This window comes from Nocardiopsis synnemataformans (genome assembly GCF_965343085.1).
Taxonomy (GTDB): domain Bacteria; phylum Actinomycetota; class Actinomycetes; order Streptosporangiales; family Streptosporangiaceae; genus Nocardiopsis; species Nocardiopsis alborubida.
Genome location: NZ_CBDRFA010000047.1, coordinates 15,903 through 34,410, shown reverse-complemented (window position 1 = coordinate 34,410; position 18,508 = coordinate 15,903). Strand labels below are relative to the sequence as shown.

General features: G+C 70.8%; 13 protein-coding genes, 1 tRNA gene and 1 pseudogene. 8 read left to right on the top strand and 7 right to left on the bottom strand.

The features are described 5' to 3' along the window. The first annotated feature begins 92 nt into the window (after window positions 1-92). Complete coding sequence (locus ACSIH6_RS24670) at window positions 93-1,751, top strand: catalase (protein ID WP_435110687.1); 1,659 nt, start codon at window positions 93-95, stop codon at window positions 1,749-1,751. 7 nt (window positions 1,752-1,758) lie between these two features. Beyond that, a complete protein-coding gene (locus ACSIH6_RS24665; protein WP_435110686.1) occupies window positions 1,759-2,229 on the top strand; it encodes a hypothetical protein in 471 nt (156 codons plus the stop codon). Between the two features lie 83 nt (window positions 2,230-2,312). Here ACSIH6_RS24665 and ACSIH6_RS24660 read toward each other — a convergent pair whose 3' ends face one another. Beyond that, entirely contained in the window at window positions 2,313-2,777 is a 465-nt protein-coding gene (locus tag ACSIH6_RS24660; RefSeq protein WP_435110685.1) for a DUF4383 domain-containing protein, read from the bottom strand. A gap of 438 nt (window positions 2,778-3,215) precedes the next feature. On the opposite strand from ACSIH6_RS24660, the gene ACSIH6_RS24655 reads away from it, so the two are divergent. Then, entirely contained in the window at window positions 3,216-5,015 is a 1,800-nt protein-coding gene (locus ACSIH6_RS24655; RefSeq protein ID WP_435110684.1) for a thiamine pyrophosphate-requiring protein, read from the top strand. A gap of 52 nt (window positions 5,016-5,067) precedes the next feature. Then, window positions 5,068-6,882: a glycoside hydrolase family 15 protein gene (locus ACSIH6_RS24650; protein WP_435110683.1), complete on the top strand. Its 1,815-nt coding sequence runs from the start codon at window positions 5,068-5,070 to the stop codon at window positions 6,880-6,882. Between the two features lie 106 nt (window positions 6,883-6,988). Here ACSIH6_RS24650 and ACSIH6_RS24645 read toward each other — a convergent pair whose 3' ends face one another. Beyond that, a complete protein-coding gene (locus ACSIH6_RS24645) occupies window positions 6,989-8,359 on the bottom strand; it encodes an MFS transporter (protein WP_435110682.1) in 1,371 nt (456 codons plus the stop codon). A 525-nt stretch (window positions 8,360-8,884) separates the two neighbouring features. On the opposite strand from ACSIH6_RS24645, the gene ACSIH6_RS24640 reads away from it, so the two are divergent. The 4 genes and pseudogenes from ACSIH6_RS24640 to ACSIH6_RS24625 all read left to right on the top strand — a co-directional run. Beyond that, the gene (locus ACSIH6_RS24640; protein WP_435110681.1) at window positions 8,885-9,205 is read left to right on the top strand and encodes a trypco2 family protein; all 321 of its coding nucleotides are present in this window, start codon (window positions 8,885-8,887) and stop codon (window positions 9,203-9,205) included. After that, entirely contained in the window at window positions 9,205-11,766 is a 2,562-nt protein-coding gene (locus ACSIH6_RS24635; protein WP_435110680.1) for a trypsin-like peptidase domain-containing protein, read from the top strand. The genes ACSIH6_RS24640 and ACSIH6_RS24635 overlap by 1 nt, the downstream gene beginning before the upstream one ends. Beyond that, window positions 11,763-13,184: an extracellular solute-binding protein gene (locus ACSIH6_RS24630; RefSeq protein WP_435110679.1), complete on the top strand. Its 1,422-nt coding sequence runs from the start codon at window positions 11,763-11,765 to the stop codon at window positions 13,182-13,184. Before ACSIH6_RS24635 ends, ACSIH6_RS24630 begins: the two co-directional genes overlap by 4 nt. A 168-nt stretch (window positions 13,185-13,352) precedes the next feature. Beyond that, window positions 13,353-13,565: pseudogene (locus ACSIH6_RS24625) on the top strand (tyrosine-type recombinase/integrase); the annotation flags it as partial. A 222-nt stretch (window positions 13,566-13,787) separates the two neighbouring features. On the opposite strand, the gene ACSIH6_RS24620 reads toward ACSIH6_RS24625, so the two are convergent. The 5 genes from ACSIH6_RS24620 to gyrA form a co-directional block, all read right to left on the bottom strand. After that, complete coding sequence (locus ACSIH6_RS24620) at window positions 13,788-14,132, bottom strand: hypothetical protein (RefSeq protein WP_435110678.1); 345 nt, start codon at window positions 14,130-14,132, stop codon at window positions 13,788-13,790. 86 nt (window positions 14,133-14,218) lie between these two features. Continuing rightward, on the bottom strand, window positions 14,219-14,344 hold the full coding sequence (locus ACSIH6_RS24615) for a hypothetical protein (RefSeq protein ID WP_435110677.1): 126 nt from the start codon (window positions 14,342-14,344) through the stop codon (window positions 14,219-14,221). 418 nt (window positions 14,345-14,762) lie between these two features. Further along, window positions 14,763-14,836, bottom strand: a tRNA-Ile gene (locus ACSIH6_RS24610). Window positions 14,837-15,018: 182 nt separating this feature from the next. After that, window positions 15,019-15,777: a DUF3566 domain-containing protein gene (locus tag ACSIH6_RS24605; protein ID WP_435110676.1), complete on the bottom strand. Its 759-nt coding sequence runs from the start codon at window positions 15,775-15,777 to the stop codon at window positions 15,019-15,021. A gap of 111 nt (window positions 15,778-15,888) precedes the next feature. Continuing rightward, on the bottom strand, window positions 15,889-18,498 hold the full coding sequence (gene gyrA, locus ACSIH6_RS24600) for a DNA gyrase subunit A (RefSeq protein WP_435110675.1): 2,610 nt from the start codon (window positions 18,496-18,498) through the stop codon (window positions 15,889-15,891). Window positions 18,499-18,508 lie beyond the last annotated feature (10 nt).

Sequence of the window (18,508 nt, the reverse complement as noted above, 5' to 3'; positions counted from 1 at the left end):
TAAGAACTTCCCCCTCCGCGCGTCCGGGGCCGCGGCAGTGGGCAGGGGGCACCTGGACAGGGATCATGACGACGTGGTGGGGGACCAGTTCCATGACCGACGTATCCAGCCAGGGGTCCGCGCCGGGAGACGACCGCGAGGTGCTCACGAACCGGCAGGGACACCTGGTCTACGACAACCAGAACCAGCGCACGGTCGGGGAGCGGGGGCCCGCGACGCTGGAGAACTACCAGTTCCTGGAGAAGATCAGCCACTTCGACCGGGAGCGCATCCCGGAGCGGGTGGTGCACGCGCGCGGGGCGACCGCGTTCGGCTACTTCGAGTCCTACGGCTCGTGGGGTGACGAGCCGATCAGCCGCTACACACGGGCCAAGCTGTTCCAGGGCCAGGGGAAGCGGACCGACATCGCACTGCGCTTCTCCACGGTCATCGGTGGCAGGGACTCCTCGGAGTGCGCACGCGACCCGCGCGGATTCGCGATCAAGTTCTACACCGAGGACGGCAACTGGGACCTCGTGGGCAACAACCTGGCGGTGTTCTTCATCCGCGACGCCATCAAGTTCCCCGACGTGATCCACGCCCTCAAGCCGGACCCGGTGACCTTCCGCCAGGAGCCCAACCGCATCTTCGACTTCATGTCGCAGACCCCCGAGTGCATGCACATGCTGGTCAACCTGTTCAGCCCGCGCGGCATCCCGGCGGACTACCGGCACCAGCAGGGCTTCGGCGTCAACACCTACAAGTGGGTCAACGACGTGGGCGAGACCGTCCTGGTCAAGTACACCTGGATGCCCAAGCAGGGCGTGCGCAGCATGACCGAGGCCGACGCCGCCAACCTCCAGGCGCAGGAGACCGGGCACGCGACCAAGGACCTGCACGAGGCCATCGACCGCGGCGAGTACCCCGAGTGGGAGCTGCTCGTGCAGATGATGAGCGACGAGGAGCACCCCGAACTCGACTTCGACCCGTTGGACGACACCAAGACCTGGCCGGAGCAGGACTTCCCGCCCAGGGCGGTGGGGAGGATCGTGCTCGACCGGAACGTGTCGGACAACTTCGCGGAGAACGAGCAGATCTCCTTCGGCACCGGCGTGCTCGTGGACGGCCTGGACTTCTCCGACGACAAGATGCTCGTCGGGCGCACCTTCTCCTACAGCGACACGCAGCGCTACCGGGTGGGGCCCAACTACCTCCAGCTGCCGGTGAACCAGGCCAGGAACGCGAACGTGCGCACCAACCAGCGCGACGGTCTGATGGCCTACCACCAGGACTCCGGGGGCGAGAACCCGCACGTCAACTACGAGCCGTCCATCAACGGCGGTCTGCGTGAGGGCCAGTACCCCACGCACGACGAGCAGGGGCCGGAGATCCGGGGACGGGTCACCCGCAAGCGCATCTCCCGCACCAACGACTACCAGCAGGCGGGGCAGCGGTACACGCTGATGGAGGACTGGGAGCGCGACGACCTGGTGCGCAACTTCACCGGGCAGCTCTCCCAGTGCGACCGGCCGATCCAGGAGCGGATGGTCTGGCACTTCCTCATGGTCGACGACGACCTGGGGCTGCGCGTCGGCGAGGGGCTGGGCATCACTCCGGGCGACGTGGCGCACCTGGAACCGCTGCGGAGCCAGAGCCTGGACGAGGGTGAGCGCCGGCGCATGGCCAACCTGGGCAAGAACGGCCCCCGCGACGTGTCGGGGCTGACGATGACCCACTGCGTGCCCAACAAGCGGCACGTGGTGGAGCGCTGAGGCGGGCGTGAGGGAACGACTGGCACGGGCCCTCGCGCACACCTCGTCCGCCGTCGGCAGGGGACTGCTGGCGGGGGTGGCCGGTACGGCGGCGATGACGGTCTCCAGCACCGCCGAGGCCAGACTGCGCGGCAGGGGAGGCAGCAGCTCGCCCGCCGACGCCGCCGGGAAGGTGCTCGGGGTGCGCCCGGAGGGCTCCTCGGGCGAGCAGCGGTTCAACACCGCGGTGCACTGGGGATACGGGACCTCGTGGGGGGCGGTCCGCGGGCTGCTGGGCGCCGCCGGGCTGCACGGCACCGCCGCGGCGGCCGCGCGTCTGGCTCCGGTGTGGGGCGGTGAGCAGGTCGCCCTCCCGGCCACGGGCACGGCGCCCCCGGCCTGGAAGTGGGGCGCCGAGGAGGTGGCGGTGGACCTGCTGCACCACACGGTCTACGCCTGCGCCACCAGCGCCGCCTACGAGTGGCTCGACCGGCGCTGACCCGCACGCGACCGGCCCCGGTCCCCGTTCGGGGACCGGGGCCGGTCGCGTGCGGACCCTGTGCGGGCGGGTCCGTTCGGGCGCTAGCCCCTGGCACCGCGTCGGCGGGAGGGCGCGAGGACGATCGCGAGCGCGATCATGCTCAGCCACAGCACCAGGTGCAGCCAGTTGTCGGCGTCGTTGAGCGGCACGATGTTCGTCGGGTCGCCGGACTCGACCAGAAGCCCGTAGACCCACAGCACCAGGTAGGCCAGACCGCCGACGATGAGGTAGATCCGCGCCAGACCGGCGGTGCGCGCCATCGCCACCCCGGCCACGCCGAGGACCAGGTGGAGCAGGTTGTGCAGGATCGACACCTGGAAGAGGCCCAGCAGGAAGGCCTCGGAGTGGTGCCCGGCGAACTGCATCTGGTCGTAGTTGGTGGTCAGGCCGGGGATGAAGCCCATCACGCCCACCAGCAGGAAGACGATGCCGTAGACGAGCGCGGCGATACGGATCGGCTTTCCGGGAACTCTGGTCACGCCCTGGGCCGATGTCCGGTTGGACATGGTTACCTCCACCGTGGTTGCGTCCGTTTCTTGTGCCCTCGTGACGCAAGGGGCTGATGGTGAATCATTACCCGATGTGACACAGGTCACTCTTCCTCGTGGGCGGCGACGCGGCGGTGGCGACCGCCGCCCGCGGCCGCCACACACCACTGACCGACCCCGCGGACGGGCAAACGTCCGGCCCGCGGTGCGGGGCAGCGGTGACCAGGTCGCGACCGTGGCAACGGTGGCCGACCCGCGACCGTGGCAGCGGGACGGGTGGACCGCGCGGTCCGCGCGGTGAGTGCGGACGCGGGAGTCGGGGTAGTCGCGCCAGCGAGGCACTCCCGTGGCGGTCCGGGGGCCGCGAGCCGCCGGGTCAACGCCTCCGCGCGCAGCGGGCGCGGTGCCGCGGGGGCGGTGCCGACCGACGGCGTCGAACCCGGGAGGGAAGCGGTCATGGCGGAACTGGTGTCCGACCACGTACTGAAGCGTCTGCGCGAGTGGGGGGTCGACCGCGTCTTCTCCTACGCGGGCGACGGCATCAACGGCCTGCTCGCCGCATGGGATCGAGCTGGCGACCGGCCCCGCTTCATCCAGTCACGGCACGAGGAGCTGGCGGCCTTCGAGGCCACCGGGTACGCCAAGTTCTCCGGCCGGGTGGGGGTGTGCGCGGCCACCTCGGGTCCCGGGGCCATCCACCTGCTGAACGGCCTCTACGACGCCAAGCTCGACCACGTCCCGGTGGTGGCGATCCTCGGCCAGACCGCGCGCAGCGCGATGGGCGGCTCCTACCAGCAGGAGGTCGACCTGATGTCGCTGTACAAGGACGTGGCCAGCGACTACCTCCAGATGGTGACCGTCCCCGAGCAGCTGCCCAACGTACTGGACCGGGCGATGCGGACCGCCGCGAGCAGGCGCACGGTCACGGCGGTCATCATCCCCGCCGACGTGCAGGACCTGGAGTACTCGCCGCCCGAGCACGAGTTCAAGATGGTGCCCTCCAGCCTGGGGCTCCCCTCCCCGCGGTCCACGCCGTCCCCGGAGGGACTGGCCGAGGCCGCCGAGATCCTCAACTCCGGCGAGCGCGTCGCCATGCTGGTCGGGCAGGGAGCCAGGGGAGCGGCGGACGAGGTCGTCGAGATGGCCGACGCGCTGGGCGCCGGGGTGGCCAAGGCGCTGCTGGGCAAGGACGTCCTCCCCGACGACCTGCCCTTCGTGACCGGGTCGATCGGGCTGCTCGGCACCCGGCCCTCCTACGAGCTGATGCGGGACTGCGACACCCTGCTCGTGGTGGGCTCCAGCTTCCCGTACAGCCAGTTCCTGCCCGAGTTCGGCCAGGCGCGCGCCGTCCAGATCGACATCGACCCGACCATGGTCGGCATGCGCTACCCGTTCGAGTGCAACCTGGTCGGCGACTCCGCGGAGACGCTGCGGATGCTGCTGTCGCTCGTGGAGCGCAAGACCGACCGCTCCTGGCGGGAGAAGATCGAGGACGACGTCGCGCGGTGGAGGCAGGTCCTCGAACGGCGCGCCCACGTGGACGCCGACCCGGTCAACCCCGAACGCGTCTTCCACGAACTGTCCCCGCTGCTGCCCGACGACGTGATGGTGACCTCGGACTCCGGTTCGGCGGCCAACTGGTACGCGCGGCACCTGGTGTTCCGCGAGGGCATGCGCGGGACGCTGTCGGGCACGCTGGCCACGATGTGCCCCGGCGTCCCCTACGCCACGGGGGCGAAGTTCGCCCACCCCGACAGGCCGGTGGTCGCGCTCGTCGGGGACGGCGCCATGCAGATGAGCGGCATCAACGAACTGATCACCATCGGCCACTACTGGAGGGAGTGGGAGGACCCGCGGGTCGTCGTCGCCGTCCTCAACAACCGCGACCTCAACCAGGTGACCTGGGAGCTGCGCGCGATGGGCGGCGCACCGCAGTTCCTCCCCTCGCAGCGGATCCCCGACTTCCCCTACGCCGGGTTCGCCGAGAGCATCGGGCTGATGGGGATCAAGGTGGAGGACCCCTCCGACGTGCGCGACGCCTGGCAGCGGGCGCTGGCGGCGGACCGGCCCTGCGTGGTCGAGTTCGTCACCGACCCCGCCGTCCCGCCGATCCCGCCGCACGCGACGCTGGACCAGATGGAGAGCGTGGCCAAGGCCCTGGCCAAGGGCGATCCCGACGCGTGGTCCGTGGTCAGGCAGGGTGTCAGGTCCAAGGCGCAGGAGTTCCTGCCGGGAGGAGGGCGAGGAGGCCGCTGACGTGAGGCGGGGGGACGTAGGCATCCGGTCGTGAACGGAAGGGAGGCGGGGTGTGGCTCTGCCCATCGAGGACTACGCGTTTCTGGGTGACATGCAGACGTCGGCGCTGGTCGGCAGGGACGGGAGCGTGGACTGGCTGTGCCTGCCCAGGTTCGACTCCGGCGCCTGCTTCGCCGCCCTGCTGGGCGACGAGGGCAACGGGCGCTGGACCATGGCCCCGGCCGGGGAGCACCGGGTCTCGGCGCGGCGGTACCGCTCCGACAGCCTGGTGCTGGAGACCGAGTTCCGGTGCGCGGACGGGACGGTGCGGGTCGTGGACTGCATGCCCATCGGCGCGCACGGCACCGGCATGGTGCGCCGGGTCGAGGGCCTGGAGGGCCGCGTGCGCATGCGGACCGAGGCCGTGCCTCGCTTCGACTACGGGTCGATAGTCCCGTGGGTGCGCAAGGAGGGGCGGCGGCTGCACATGGTCGCCGGTCCGGACAGCTGCTGTCTGGACTCCGACGTGGAGTTCGACGTCCTGGCCCCGTCCAGGCCGGTCGCGGAGTTCACGGTCTCCGCGGGGGACAGTGTGGACTTCTCCCTCGTCTGGACGCCGGTGCGTGCCCCCGAGCCGGACCCGCCCCACGTGGGCGCGCTCATCGAGCACACGGAGGGGGTGTGGCGGGAGTGGGCGTCCAGGTGCACCTACCAGGGCGAGTACCGCGACGCGGTGGTCCGGTCGCTCATCACCCTCAAGGCTCTGACGCACGCGCCCGGCGGGGGTATGGTCGCCGCGGCCACCACCTCGCTGCCCGAGCAGCTGGGCGGCGTGCGCAACTGGGACTACCGCTACTGCTGGATACGCGACGCGACGCTGACGCTGCTCTCGCTGTTGGAGTCGGGGTACAAACGGGAGGCGGCCAACTGGCGCGAGTGGCTGCTGCGGGCGGTGGCCGGTGAACCCGCGCAGATGCGGATCATGTACGGGGTCGAGGGGGAGCGCAGGCTGCCCGAACTGGAGCTGGACTGGCTGTCCGGGTACGAGGGCGCCCGTCCCGTCAGAATCGGCAACGAGGCGGCCCAGCAGTGGCAGCTCGACGTCTACGGCGAGGTGATGGACGTCTTCCACCAGGCCAGGGAGCACGGGATCCCGCCGCGGGAACCGGCCTGGCAGCTCCAGCGGCACCTGATGGACTTCCTGGAGTCGCACTGGCAGGACCCCGACAACGGGATCTGGGAGATGCGCGGACCCCGGCGGCACTTCACGCACTCCAAGATCATGGCGTGGACCGCGGCGGACCGTGCCGTCAGCGCGGTCGAGAGGTTCGGGCTGGAGGGCCCGGTGGACGACTGGAAGCGCCTGCGCGAAGAGATCTTCCGGGACGTGTGCGAGCACGGGTACGACCCCGGTCGGCGGACCCTCACCCAGTACTACGGTTCCACGTCCCTGGACGCATCGCTCCTGATGGCGAGCACCGTCGGCTTCCTCCCGGCCACCGACGAGCGCATGCGGGGGACGGTGGACGCGATCCAGCGGGAACTGTGCGACGGCGGCCTGGTCCAGCGCTACTCCATGGACGAGGGGACCCGGCACGTGGACGGTCTGCCCCCCGGTGAGGGCGTGTTCCTGCCCTGCACGTTCTGGCTGGTGGACAACCTCGTCATGCAGGGCCGCGTGGACGAGGGCCGGGGGATCTTCGAGCACCTGCTGAGTCTGCGCAACGACGTGGGGCTGCTGGCGGAGGAGTACGACACGGACGCGCGGCGGCTGGTCGGGAACTTCCCCCAGGCGCTGTCCCACATCGCCCTGGTCAACACCGCCTACGAACTGGACTGGGACCGCCGGGGCCCGGCGCGCCAGCGCGCGGAGTCGCGAGGCCGGTGATCTGTCGCCCCGGGGCGACAGGGCGGCTGGACGACAAGGAGACAGAAGACAGGGGACGGGGGACGGGGCGGCGGGGCGGCGGACCGGTCCGCCGCCCCGTCGCCTTTCACCTCGTGGCCGTGGTCGGCTCGGTGCCGCCCGCGTAGAGGTCGACGCCCTTGGGCTCCTTCACCAGGGAGACCCCGAGGAAGGAGACCGCGCAGGCCACGACGATGTAGACGCCGATCGACCACGAGGCTCCGGTCTCGGTGAGCAGCAGCTCGGCGATCGTGGGCGCGAACGCGCCACCGAGGATCGCACCGAGGGCGTAGCCGATGGACACGCCGGAGTAGCGGACCTCGGCCGGGAACATCTCCGCGTACAGCGCCGACTGGGGGCCGTAGCTCAGACCCAGGGTGAGCGTGAAGACGAAGACGCCCGCGAAGTACAGGTAGATGTTGCCGGTGTCGACCATGAACCACATCGGCACGGACCAGGCGGCCAGCAGCAGGTAGCCGAGCTGGAAGGTCCGCACCCGGCCGAGCCTGTCGCTCAGGATGCCGCCGTAGAGCGTGGAGACGAGCCAGCCGAACGAGGCGAGGGTGGTCGCCAGGAGCACGGGCCCGCGGTCCATACCGAGGCCGAACTCCTCGACCGGCCGGGAGGCGTAGGTCGCCAGGTAGGCGATGACGAGGTACCCGGCGGCGTTGTTGGCGACGAAGATCAGCGCGGAGAGGACGACCTCCCGGGTGTGGTTGCGGAACAGGCGGCCCAGCGGGGCGGAGGTCTCGGCCTTGCGCGCCTGCATGAGCTTGAAGACCGGGGACTCCTCCACGGACTTGCGGATGAGGTGGCCGATGATGATCAGCAGGAAGGACAGGAGGAAGGGGATGCGCCAGCCCCATTCCAGGAACGCCTCCGGGCCGATGGCGGCGGTGATCACCCAGACGACGAAGGTCGCCAGGATCATGCCGCAGGGGACCCCGATCTGCGGGTAGGCGCCGAAGAAGCCGCGCTTGTTGACCGGCGCGTGCTCCACCGACATCAGCGCCGCGCCGCCCCACTCGCCGCCCGCGGAGAAGCCCTGGAGGATGCGCAGGATGATCAGCAGGACGGGCGCGGCCACGCCGATCTGGGCGTAGGTGGGCAGCAGGCCGATCAGGCAGGTGGCGAGCCCCATCATGACCAGGGTCGCCACGAGCACGCGCTTGCGGCCGAACCTGTCGCCGAGGGCGCCCGCGACGATCGCGCCGAGCGGCCGGAAGAGGAAGGAGATGCCGATGGTCGCGAAGGACAGGACCTGGGCCAGCCCTGGACTGGCCTCGGTCAGCGGCGACAGGAACAGGGGTGCGAGCACGAGGCCGGCGGCCTGCGCGTAGATGAAGAAGTCGTACCACTCGATGGTGGTACCGACCATGGTCCCGGCGAGGACGCGCCGCCGCTCCCTGGTCTCGATCGCGCCGCCCGGCCCTGGGGCCGTCGAGTCGGAAGTTGCCATTGGTGCTCCGTATGTTCTCTACCGACCGAAGGTCGGATTCCGCTCGTGGGCTCCTGGTCCCGGCAGTCACGGTGACAATCACCCGTCCCTCCAGGCGCACAAGCGACAGGAAGGACATGTCCGACACCGGACTGAGCCCCAGGACACCATGCCATGTGACTCAAGGCACTTTCTACACTGGGGCCCACTTTTCGCAGCTCGAAAGCCATGTCCTGACCGAACGGTCGGTCAGAAGGATGGCACCGTCAGTGGCTCGCGTCCCGTGACCAGCCACGGCCCGGTGTCTGGCGGACGACATGTCGGCGGGTCGACGAGTCGACATGGCGCCGAGTCGGCTTCCGGACGGAGAGGGGCCGTGAACAGGGGGAAGTCGCGCGCTCCGTCCGAGAACAGTGAGGTACAGCGGAAAACACCCTGTTAACGACGGACCGGCGTGGAAAACTGGCCGTCACACCCGTCCTGTGACGTAGAACACGGCCCTGTTCCCGCCGTCCCCACGACGAAACACCCCCAGGGAGTCATCAGGTGTCCACCATCGGACTGGCCCAGGCCATCAAGGAACTACGCGATGAACTCACCGCGGCGCAGAAGGAGAAGGAGGAGCACGGAATCGGCATCGAGATCGTCGAGGCCGAGGTCGAACTCCTCCTGGAGGCGCACGGGGAGGGAGCGGGGAAGGCCGGAGTGAGCTTCGGCGTGGTCTCCCTCGGGGCTGACGGGAAGGTCGGCCGCAAGAACACGCACAGGATCACGCTGAAGCTCGCCCTGACCGGGGCGGACGGGGAGAACGTCGCGATCGCCTCCGAGAGCGGAGCGGTCTGGGAGGACCGCAGGGACCTGGACTGATGGACCCGAGGTATGTCGCGGACGTCCGCGTCGTCAGGAGCGGGGGCGCCTCCAGGGGAGGGACCGGCTACCTCGTCGGGCCCTCTCTCGTCCTCACCGCGGCCCATGTGCTCGACGGCCACGAGCGTGTCGACGTGCGCCTGGGCGCCGACCCGCCGAGCGGTTTCCTGCGGTGCTCCGTCGTCTGGTCGGACCGGAGGACGGACGTCGCCCTGCTGCTGCTGGAGGAGCCGCGGCCCCACCCCTCCGTGCGCTGGGGAAAGCTCTCGGCGGACGAACCGCAGCCGTACCGCTCGCTCGGCTACCCCGACCTCGCGGCGAACGACGGGGACCGGGACCTGAAGGACCTGCGGGGCACCCTCAGCCCGTGGGACGGCATGGTCAGGAAGGACCTCCGGCTCGACGTCCAGCGGGAGTACGGCAACGACGTGTCGTGGAAGGGGTCCTCCGGCACCGCCGTGTTCGTCAGGGAACGGCTGGTGGGCGTCATCGTGGACCACGACCGGCGCAACGGGGACCTGATCGCCCGCCGTGCCACACGGTTCGCCCGCGACAGGAACTTCAGGCGCCTGGTCAAGGAGGACACGGGCGTGGGGCCGTGGCTCGTCCCGGTGGACCTTCTGCGCGCGGTACGCAACACCGCCAAGCGTTTCGTCCGCGCGCGGCTCTCCTCCCTGCGCAGGCTTCCGCACACGCTCGCGGGTGCCGTCCGGGAACGGGGCGGGCACGGCACGCGGAGGAGGGAGGCGGCCGTCCCCGTTCGGAGAAGCCGTGTCACGGCGATGACGGGGAGGGGGCGCCGTGGCACCGGGCGGCCGGTCTGGCCCCTCGCCGTCGCCGCCGTCGCACTGCTCACCCTCGCCCCCACCGGGATGTACTGGTTGCGGGCCAACGGCCACCTGGGGCTGAGCCTCCAGTGCGCCCCGCCCACCGAGCTCACTGTGCTCACCACCCCGGACCAGCACGCCGTCGTTCAGCGGGCCGCCGACGACTTCTCCGCCTACCTCGGCGGCCGGGACGAGAGGACCGGCTGCGTGCCCGTACGCGTCAGCGTCACCACGGCGGGTGGATCCGCACGGACCCGCGAGCTACTGCGCGAGGGGTGGAGCGACCTGCGCGCGGGACCGCGTCCGCACGTCTGGCTGCCGGACTCCAGAGCGGACATCACCCTGCTGGTCGGGGACCCGGGTGACGCACCCGGACTGGAGCTCGGGGAGGAGCCCGCCACCAGGCTCACGCCCGTGGTCCTGGGGCTGCCCGAGTCCGCGAGCGAGATCCCCGCCTGTTCCGGGACCGACCCGAGCGGAACGCGTTCGAACCTCGTCGTCTGCACGGCCGCGGCGGCGGAGGCCGGGTTCCTCCTCGCCCGTCCCTCACCGGAGGCGTCGGTCTCGGCGCTGATCCAGACCGAGACCCTGTACTCCGCCTACGGGGACGGGGGCGCCGAGGAGATCCAGGTCGCGGAGGCACGCGCGACCTCGGCCGGGCTCGACGCCGAGGGCAACCTCGGCCTGCTGTGCGCGCTGCGCGGCGGGGACGCGGACCCCGCCTCCGTCGGGGTGTTCAGCACCGAGTACGCGGTCAACGCCTACAACACCGGCGGACAGCTCGGCCCCGGATGCGGACCGACTGGAGAGGAACCGGACGTGCCCCTGGTCCCGGTCTACTTCTCCGAGACGCCGGGCCTGGACCACCCGTTCGTACGGCTGGACTGGGGCGGCGACGACGGGGTCGAACGGGAGGTGGCGGAGTTCGAGGACTGGATGCGGCGGCCCCGGGCCACGAGGGCCTTCCACGGCTACCGGACGGTGGAGGGCGACATGATCGGCGGGGAGGCGGAGCGGTCCCTCATGGAGGTCAGACACCTCGACTCGGCCCGGGACGACGAGGAGTGGCGGGAACGGTTGGAGTCCAGCCTCCGGCAGCAGGAACGCTCCCGCGCCCCGGTCGAGGTCCTGCTCGTCGTCGACCGCTCCGACTCCATGAGCGGCCCCGGCACGGGCGGCACCCGGCTGGCGACCGCGCAGCGGCTGGCGCGGACCGCCGTCGGCCTCCTGGGGGAGCAGGACACCGTGGGGGTCTGGACCTTTCCCGAGGGCGGGCCGGGCAACGACGTCACCGGCCAGGAGCGCGTCCTGCCCCCGGAACCGGGCATGGACGCGCGCCGGGAGGAGCTGGCGTACGAGAAGATCGACGCGCTGACCGCCGAGTTCCCGGCCACCCCGCTGGCCGACGCGATCCGCGACGGCGCCGAGGAGCTGGGGTCCTGCGCCGACCGGCTGGGGGAGCCCGGTGCCTGCGCGCTCGTCGTCCTCACCGACGGCGTCGCCCTCCCCGAGCCGCGCGGCGGCGCGCGGGCGGACGACGTGGCCGCTGTGCTGGAGGGCCTCGACGAGCGCGTGCGGGTGCACGTGGTGTCCGTGGGCAACGAGGGATGTGGTGGAGACGCGCTGCTCAGTCGGCTGGCGGGCGCGGGGGCCGAGTGCCACCACCCGCGCGCCGACGAACTCGAACAGGTCGTCTACGGCATCGTGGCCGGGACCAGGGCGGCGACCCCGTGAGGGCCCGCCCGCGGCCGGTCACGTGCGCGGTCCTGTCGCTCCTGCTGCTGGGCTCCGCCGCCTGTGACGCGCGAGGCGAGCGGGACGAGCGGGACGAGCGGGTCCTGCGCGTCGCCCTTCCCGTGGACGTCACCGCCACGGGGGACGCGGGCGGAGGCGGTGTGTACACGCGGCTCATCGAGCGCTGGGAGGCGGAGAACGAGGGATGGGAGGTCGACGTCCGGTGGCTCTCCCCCCGGGCGGACGAGCAGCGCTCGCAGATGGTCGTGGCGATGCAGGCCGACCCCGCCGCCTACGACGTCCTCCTCCTCGACAACCAGTGGGTGCCGGAGTTCCACGAACGGAGCTGGCTGGCGGAGGTGGACACCCGGGGCGACGGTCCGCTGGCGTGGAACGGCTTCCTGGGCCGCGCCCGGGACGCGGTGTGCTATGAGGGCCGGGCGCGGGCGGTGCCGTTCCACATGGACGTGGGCCTGCTCTACTACCGCGCTGACCTGGTCGGCCCCGAGGAGGTCACCGCCCGGATCGAGGAGGACGGCTGGCGCGGGCTTCTCGGCCTCGCGGGCGAGGTGCGCGACGAGCACGGCCTGGACCACGGGTACACGGGCCAGTTCGCCGACTACGAGGGCCTGACAGTCAACGCCCTGGAGTTCGTGCTCGGCGGGCACCCCGGTCTGGAGGCGGACAGCCGGGGAACCTTCCACGGGGCGGACGGGGTGGAGGGCGGTGAGGCGGAGGGGGACTGTGTCACGTCCGCCGGTGCGAGCGGGGAGTTCCAGGGCCTGGAGGTGCTGGAGACGGGGCTGGACCCCGAGGCCGGGGGCGTCATCCCGCGCGCGGCCCTGGAGGAGACCGAGACCGAGAGCCTGAACCGGTTCCGCGGCGGTGAGGTGGTGTTCATGCGCCACTGGCCCCGCGTCGTGCCCCAGCTCCAGGCCGACTCCGAGAGCGCAGAGACGCTCCGGGAGGGTCTGCGCTGGGTCGGCTGGGCGGGGGAGACCGAGGGCGGCGACCCCGCCTTCGGGGTGCTCCGGCTGCCCGCGGCCGTGCTCGGCGGCAACAGCCTGGCGGTCACCGGGGAGTCACCGCACCGGGACGAGGCCTGGAGCCTGGTCGCGGCCATGACCGGGCAGGACGTCCAGACGGAGTTCCGGGAGGCGGGTCTGCTCCCCGCTCGCGGCAACGGCTACCGGCTGAGCGACGCCGAGGCCAGGGACGTGCGGTACTGGGAGGAGTTGCGCGACGCCGTCGGCGAGGGGCTGCTGCGGCCGCGCACCCCCTACTACCCGTACGTGAGCGAGGTGCTGCGGGACCACGTGGACACGCAGATCCGCCCGGGCTCGACCGACCCGCACCCCGAGGACATGGTGTGCGAGCTCAACGCCGCGCTCGCCGGGAGGGTCAGCACGTGCGGCTGACGGCCTCGGGGATCGACAGGTCCACGAGTCGACAGGTGCACGAGTCGACACGTCGACTCGTCCCGTTGTCGACACGTCGCGCGGCGGGGCAGGACCGCGCGTCGGGCGCTGACGCACGCGTGGCGCACGGGCACGAAAAAAGGCCCCCCGCGGGGAGCCTTTTCGTGTGTGGGCGTACCAGGAAAGGCCAAGGTCGCCGAGGGCCGCGTCACCAGCGCCAGGCACGGACGCCAGCGCTTCGCTGACTTCGTCCTCGAAACCTGGCTGCCCGACCACGTCATGGAGGAGTCCACCCGCCAGAACGCCACCTACACAGTCCACAAACGCTTCGTGCCCGAGTTCGGCAGGATGCGCATGAACGAGATCCTGCCCCAGCACGTCCAGAGCTGGGTCCGGCAAGCCCAGAAGGAGGGAACCACCGGCAAGCCGCCGCCACAGAAGTGCGGCGGCGGGGCTGGGGTGCGCGAAGCGCTCGCGGAGCGAGTTGCGCCCCATAGCCGCAGCCCACCCGCGTGGGTTTCCCAGGCGGGAATGGGGCACCAACCCCCGACGGCTCGGCGGGTGGGCGTGCATTGCGCAAGGGGGCCCACGCTGGGTGGCGGGTCAGGTCCGCCAGGTCCGCAGCACGTGCAGCACGATCGCGACCACGGCGAGGACTGCCCACGCCATTTCCGCGGGGGCGGGAGGGGCGGACTCGGCCGCCCAGGCGGCGGCGACGATACCAAGCGTGCCCCACCCGGCGACCTTGAGCGTCCGTGCGCTGCGAGTGGCGGAGCCGGACCGCTCATGCTCCCCCTCGCGCTTCGGTGCGGTCTCCGATTCCACGCGCGTGGCCAGCGAGTCGGCGACCTCGGCGTCGAACTCCGGGCCGAGTTCGCGTCCGATGGAGAGCGCGGTGGCGATCTCGTCGCGCAGGTCGGTGGTGCGGGCGGGGGGTGCAGTGGCCATGACGCCTCTCCTCCAACGGTGTTGCAGGCTGTGGCCGCCCGAGGGCGGAGCTCTCAGAGTAACGGAGACGGCGTTTCCGGGCAGGGCTACGGCACGGTCTTCGCGGCACTGCGCCAGGTGCAGCCGCGCGGGGTGACGAACCTCCCGGCCACGGTGCGGCTGTCCGAACTGCCGACCAGGACCACGGTGTACATGTCGACGGGGGTGGTCACCTCCCGCACCCACGGCGGTGCTTTCACGATCCATGAGCTGTACGACCTACCAGCCGCCGTCGATCTGATGACGGCCGCACGCACCCCGCGCATGGGGAGGACGACGGCGTACAACTCGCCAGAAGCGGCCGGTTCCCCTGTCGGCTGCTCCGCTGTGGCGGAACCTGCCGGGTGGCCACCGCGGAGCTCCTGGAACTGTTGGGCGTGCCTCTTCCCGCCGGGGAGCGTCGGCTAGAGTCGAGTCGACATAGCGATTCGATCTGTTGTCGACTTGGCGTCCTGTCGGTACCGCCCAGTGCCGGGGGAGCGCAGGCTCGGACAGGGGATGCCGTGGGGTTCCACGGTCAGATGACGGTCAAAACAGGAGGAGCCCTGCTCTCCGAGTGGAGAAGCAAGGCTCTGACCAGATGAAACTGGGTGGGCGTACCAGGACTTGAACCTGGGGCCTCATCCTTATCAGGGATGCGCTCTAACCGACTGAGCTATACGCCCTTGCTGCGTGTGGAACTCTACCGCATCGGTGGGGCCGGGGCGAACCGGTGATCCGGGGCGGACGCGAGGTGGGACGCGGCTCACGCGTCCCTTTCCACCTCCCATTTTACCCGGGTGCGGAAGTGCTCGGGACCAACGCGTGAGGGCCCGGCCCCAGCGGGGACCGGGCCCTCACGGCGGTGCTACTCGGCCTCGGACAGCGTCACGTCGACGCCGCCGACCAGGTCGGCGACGAGGTTGTACAGCATGGCGCCCACCGTGGACAGGGCGGTGATCAGCACGATGTTCAGCGCGCCAACCACGCCGGTGTACCCCAGGACGCGGCCCGGCGAGAACCAGGAGGCCGGGTCGAGGCCGAGCTCGTCCTCGGTCCCGTCACCCTCCAGGAGCGCCGTGAGCATGTTGGTCAGCTCGTCGAAGACACCCAGCATCGACAGCGTCGCGTAGATCACCGCGATCGCCACGAACAGGATGATGAAGCACACCAGGGAGACGACGAAGCTGAACTTCATCACCGACCACGGCTCCACGCGGGAGACCGACAGGTGTGCCTTGCGGCTGGACAGGCTCGCCTTCACGGCGCTCGGGCCCTCAGGCACCGAGGTCTTCGATTCGGACACTGGCGTTCCCCCCGCTTCGGCGCGGTCCTCCGCCACGGGCTCGGCCGTTCCGGCGGCGGCCTCGGACGCGGTGTCCGCCTTGTCGGCGGAGCCCCCGTCCTCGTCGCCGGACTTCCTCCCCGACTCCTCGCCGGACTCCTCGGCCGTGTCGGCCTCCCCGGTGTCCTGTGCCGGGTCGGCCTTGTCGTCGACCTCGGTGGTCACGGCGGCCCCCGCTTCTGCCGTGTCCTTCTCGGTCGTCTCCACGTCCCCGCCCCCGGCGGTCTCCGCCGTGTCCGGGTCGGTTTCGTTCGTGGTGGTGTTCCGCTGGTTGTCAGACATAGAAACGTTACCGCTGGACTTTCCTTGAGAACGGGTGATTGGCGCGACCAGGGTGTCCGCGGGGTTCGCACAAAACGAACCCCGCGGTCCATATGGGGCCTAACGCGAAGTCTAGGCCTCCGGGTTGCCTTCGCCGTTCGCGTTCACGTTCTCGGCCGTGTCGACTGCCTCCTCCGCGGCATCGGCCGTCTCGACGGCCTCCTCCTCGGCGGCCTCGGCGTTGCGCGCCACGGCCACGATCTTGTTGCCCTTGTCCAGGTTCATCAGCCGGACGCCCATGGTCGTGCGGCCGGACCGCTTGACCTCGTCGGCGCCGGTGCGGATGACACCGCCCACGGAGGTGATCGCGAAGACCTCGTCCACCTCGGGGTCGACCATCAGGGCGCCGACCAGCTTGCCGCGGGCCTCCACCACCTTGGCCGTCAGCACGCCCTTGCCGCCGCGGTTCTGCACCGGGTACTGGTCGGACGGGGTGCGCTTGGCGTAGCCGTTCTCGGTGGTGACCAGGACGTCCGTGGAGCCGTCGCCGGGCCGGATGACGTCCATGCTCAGCAGGTAGTCGTCCTCCAGGAACCGCATGCCGATCACGCCGCTGGTGGCGCGGCCCATGGGGCGCAGCGACTCGTCGGAGGCCGGGAACCGGATCGCCTGGGCGTCGCTGGAGATCAGCAGCAGGTCGTCGTCGGGGAAGACCAGCCGGGCGGCGATCAGCTCGTCGTCCTCGCGCAGGTTGATCGCGATGATGCCCGCCGCACGCGCCGAGTCGAAGTCCTCCAGGCGGGACTTCTTGACCAGGCCCTCGCGGGTGGCGAGCACCAGGTACGGGGCGGCCTCGTAGTCGCGCAGCGCCATGATCTGCGCGATCTCCTCGCCCGGCTGGAACGGGAGCAGGTTCGCCACGTGCTGGCCGCGCGCGTCGCGGGCGGCCTCGGGCAGCTCGTAGGCCTTCGTGCGGTACACCCGGCCCTGGTTGGTGAAGCACAGGATCCAGTTGTGGGTGGTGGTGACGAAGAAGTGCTGGACGATGTCGTCCTGCTTGAGCTGGGCCCCGCGCACACCCTTGCCGCCGCGCTTCTGGGCGCGGTAGTTGTCGATGCGCGTGCGCTTGGCGTATCCACCGCGGGAGATCGTGACGACCACGTCCTCCTCGGCGATGAAGTCCTCCATGCGCATGTCGCCCTCGAAGGGGATGATGTGCGTGCGCCGCTCGTCGCCGTACTTCTCCACGATCTCGCCGAGCTCCTCGCGGATGATGCTCCGCTGGCGCGTGTCCGATTCGAGGATGTCGTTGTAGTCGGCGATCTGCGCCATGAGCTCGTCGTACTCGGCCGTCAGCGCGTTGCGCTCCAGGGCGGCCAGCTTGCGCAGCTGCATGTCGAGGATGGCGCGGGCCTGGATGTCGTCGATCTCCAGCAGGTCCATCAGGCCGGTACGGGCCTGGTCCGCGGAGGCGCTGGCCCGGATGAGGCTGATGACCTCGTCGATGCGGTCCATGGCCCGCAGCAGGGCGCGCAGGATGTGCGCCCGCTCCTCGGCCTTGCGCAGCAGGTACCGGGTCCGGCGGACGATGACCTCGACCTGGTGCTTGACCCAGTGCCGGATCATCTGGTCCAGGCGCAGGGTGCGCGGCACCCCGTCGACCAGCGCGAGCATGTTCGCGCCGAAGGTCTCCTGGAGCTGGGTGTGCTTGTAGAGGTTGTTCAGCACGACCTTGGCGACGGCGTCGCGCTTGAGCACGATGACCAGGCGCTGTCCGGTGCGGCCGCTGCTCTCGTCGCGCACGTCGGCGATGCCGGTGACCTTGCCGTCCTTGACCAGGTCGGCGATCTTGAGCGCGAGGTTGTCCGGGTTGACCTGGTAGGGCAGCTCGGTGATGACCAGGGTCTGGCGGCCCCGCGTGTCCTCCTCCACCTCGACCACGGCGCGCATGGTGATGGAGCCGCGCCCGGTCCGGTACGCCTCCTCGATGCCGCGCTTGCCGACGATGAGCCCGCGGGTCGGGAAGTCGGGGCCCTTGACGCGCGCGATGAGCTGGTCGAGCAGCTCCTCGTCCTGCGCCTCGGGGTTGTCGAGGTACCAGTTGACGCCGTCGGCGACCTCGCGCAGGTTGTGCGGCGGGATGTTGGTGGCCATACCGACCGCGATGCCCGAGGAGCCGTTGACCAGCAGGTTCGGGAAGCGGGCGGGCAGCACGACGGGCTCGGAGGAGCGGCCGTCGTAGTTGGGCCGGAAGTCGACGGTTTCCTTGTCGATGTCCCGGAGCATCTCCATGGCCAGCGGCGCGAGCTTGCACTCGGTGTAGCGCATGGCGGCGGCCGGGTCGTTGCCCGCCGAGCCGAAGTTGCCGTTGGGGTCGACCAGCGGCATCCGCATGGACCACCACTGGGCCAGGCGCACCAGGGTGTCGTAGATGGCGCTGTCACCGTGCGGGTGGTAGTTGCCCATGACGTCGCCGACGACGCGGGCGCACTTGAAGTAGCCGCGGTCGGGCCGGTAGCCGCCGTCGTACATCGCGTAGAGCACGCGCTGGTGGACCGGCTTGAGGCCGTCGCGCACGTCGGGCAGGGCGCGGCCGACGATGACCGACATCGCGTAGTCGAGGTAGCTGCGCTGCATCTCGACCTGGATGTCGACGGGCTCGATCCGGTCGGTCACGCGCGGCGGGGCCTCCACGCTGGAGTCCCCGCCCTCAGGGGCGTCGGGGTTGTTCGCATCCGTCACGGATGTCGGT

What these genes read in the sequence shown, in the direction of transcription:
- ACSIH6_RS24670 (WP_435110687.1), top strand. Translation starts at nt 93, where the DNA reads ATGACCGACGTATCCAGCCAGGGGTCCGCGCCGGGAGACGACCGCGAG.
- ACSIH6_RS24660 (WP_435110685.1), bottom strand. Translation starts at nt 2,777, where the DNA reads ATGTCCAACCGGACATCGGCCCAGGGCGTGACCAGAGTTCCCGGAAAG.
- ACSIH6_RS24655 (WP_435110684.1), top strand. Translation starts at nt 3,216, where the DNA reads ATGGCGGAACTGGTGTCCGACCACGTACTGAAGCGTCTGCGCGAGTGG.
- ACSIH6_RS24645 (WP_435110682.1), bottom strand. Translation starts at nt 8,359, where the DNA reads ATGGCAACTTCCGACTCGACGGCCCCAGGGCCGGGCGGCGCGATCGAG.
- ACSIH6_RS24635 (WP_435110680.1), top strand. Translation starts at nt 9,205, where the DNA reads ATGGACCCGAGGTATGTCGCGGACGTCCGCGTCGTCAGGAGCGGGGGC.
- ACSIH6_RS24620 (WP_435110678.1), bottom strand. Translation starts at nt 14,132, where the DNA reads ATGGCCACTGCACCCCCCGCCCGCACCACCGACCTGCGCGACGAGATC.
- ACSIH6_RS24605 (WP_435110676.1), bottom strand. Translation starts at nt 15,777, where the DNA reads ATGTCTGACAACCAGCGGAACACCACCACGAACGAAACCGACCCGGAC.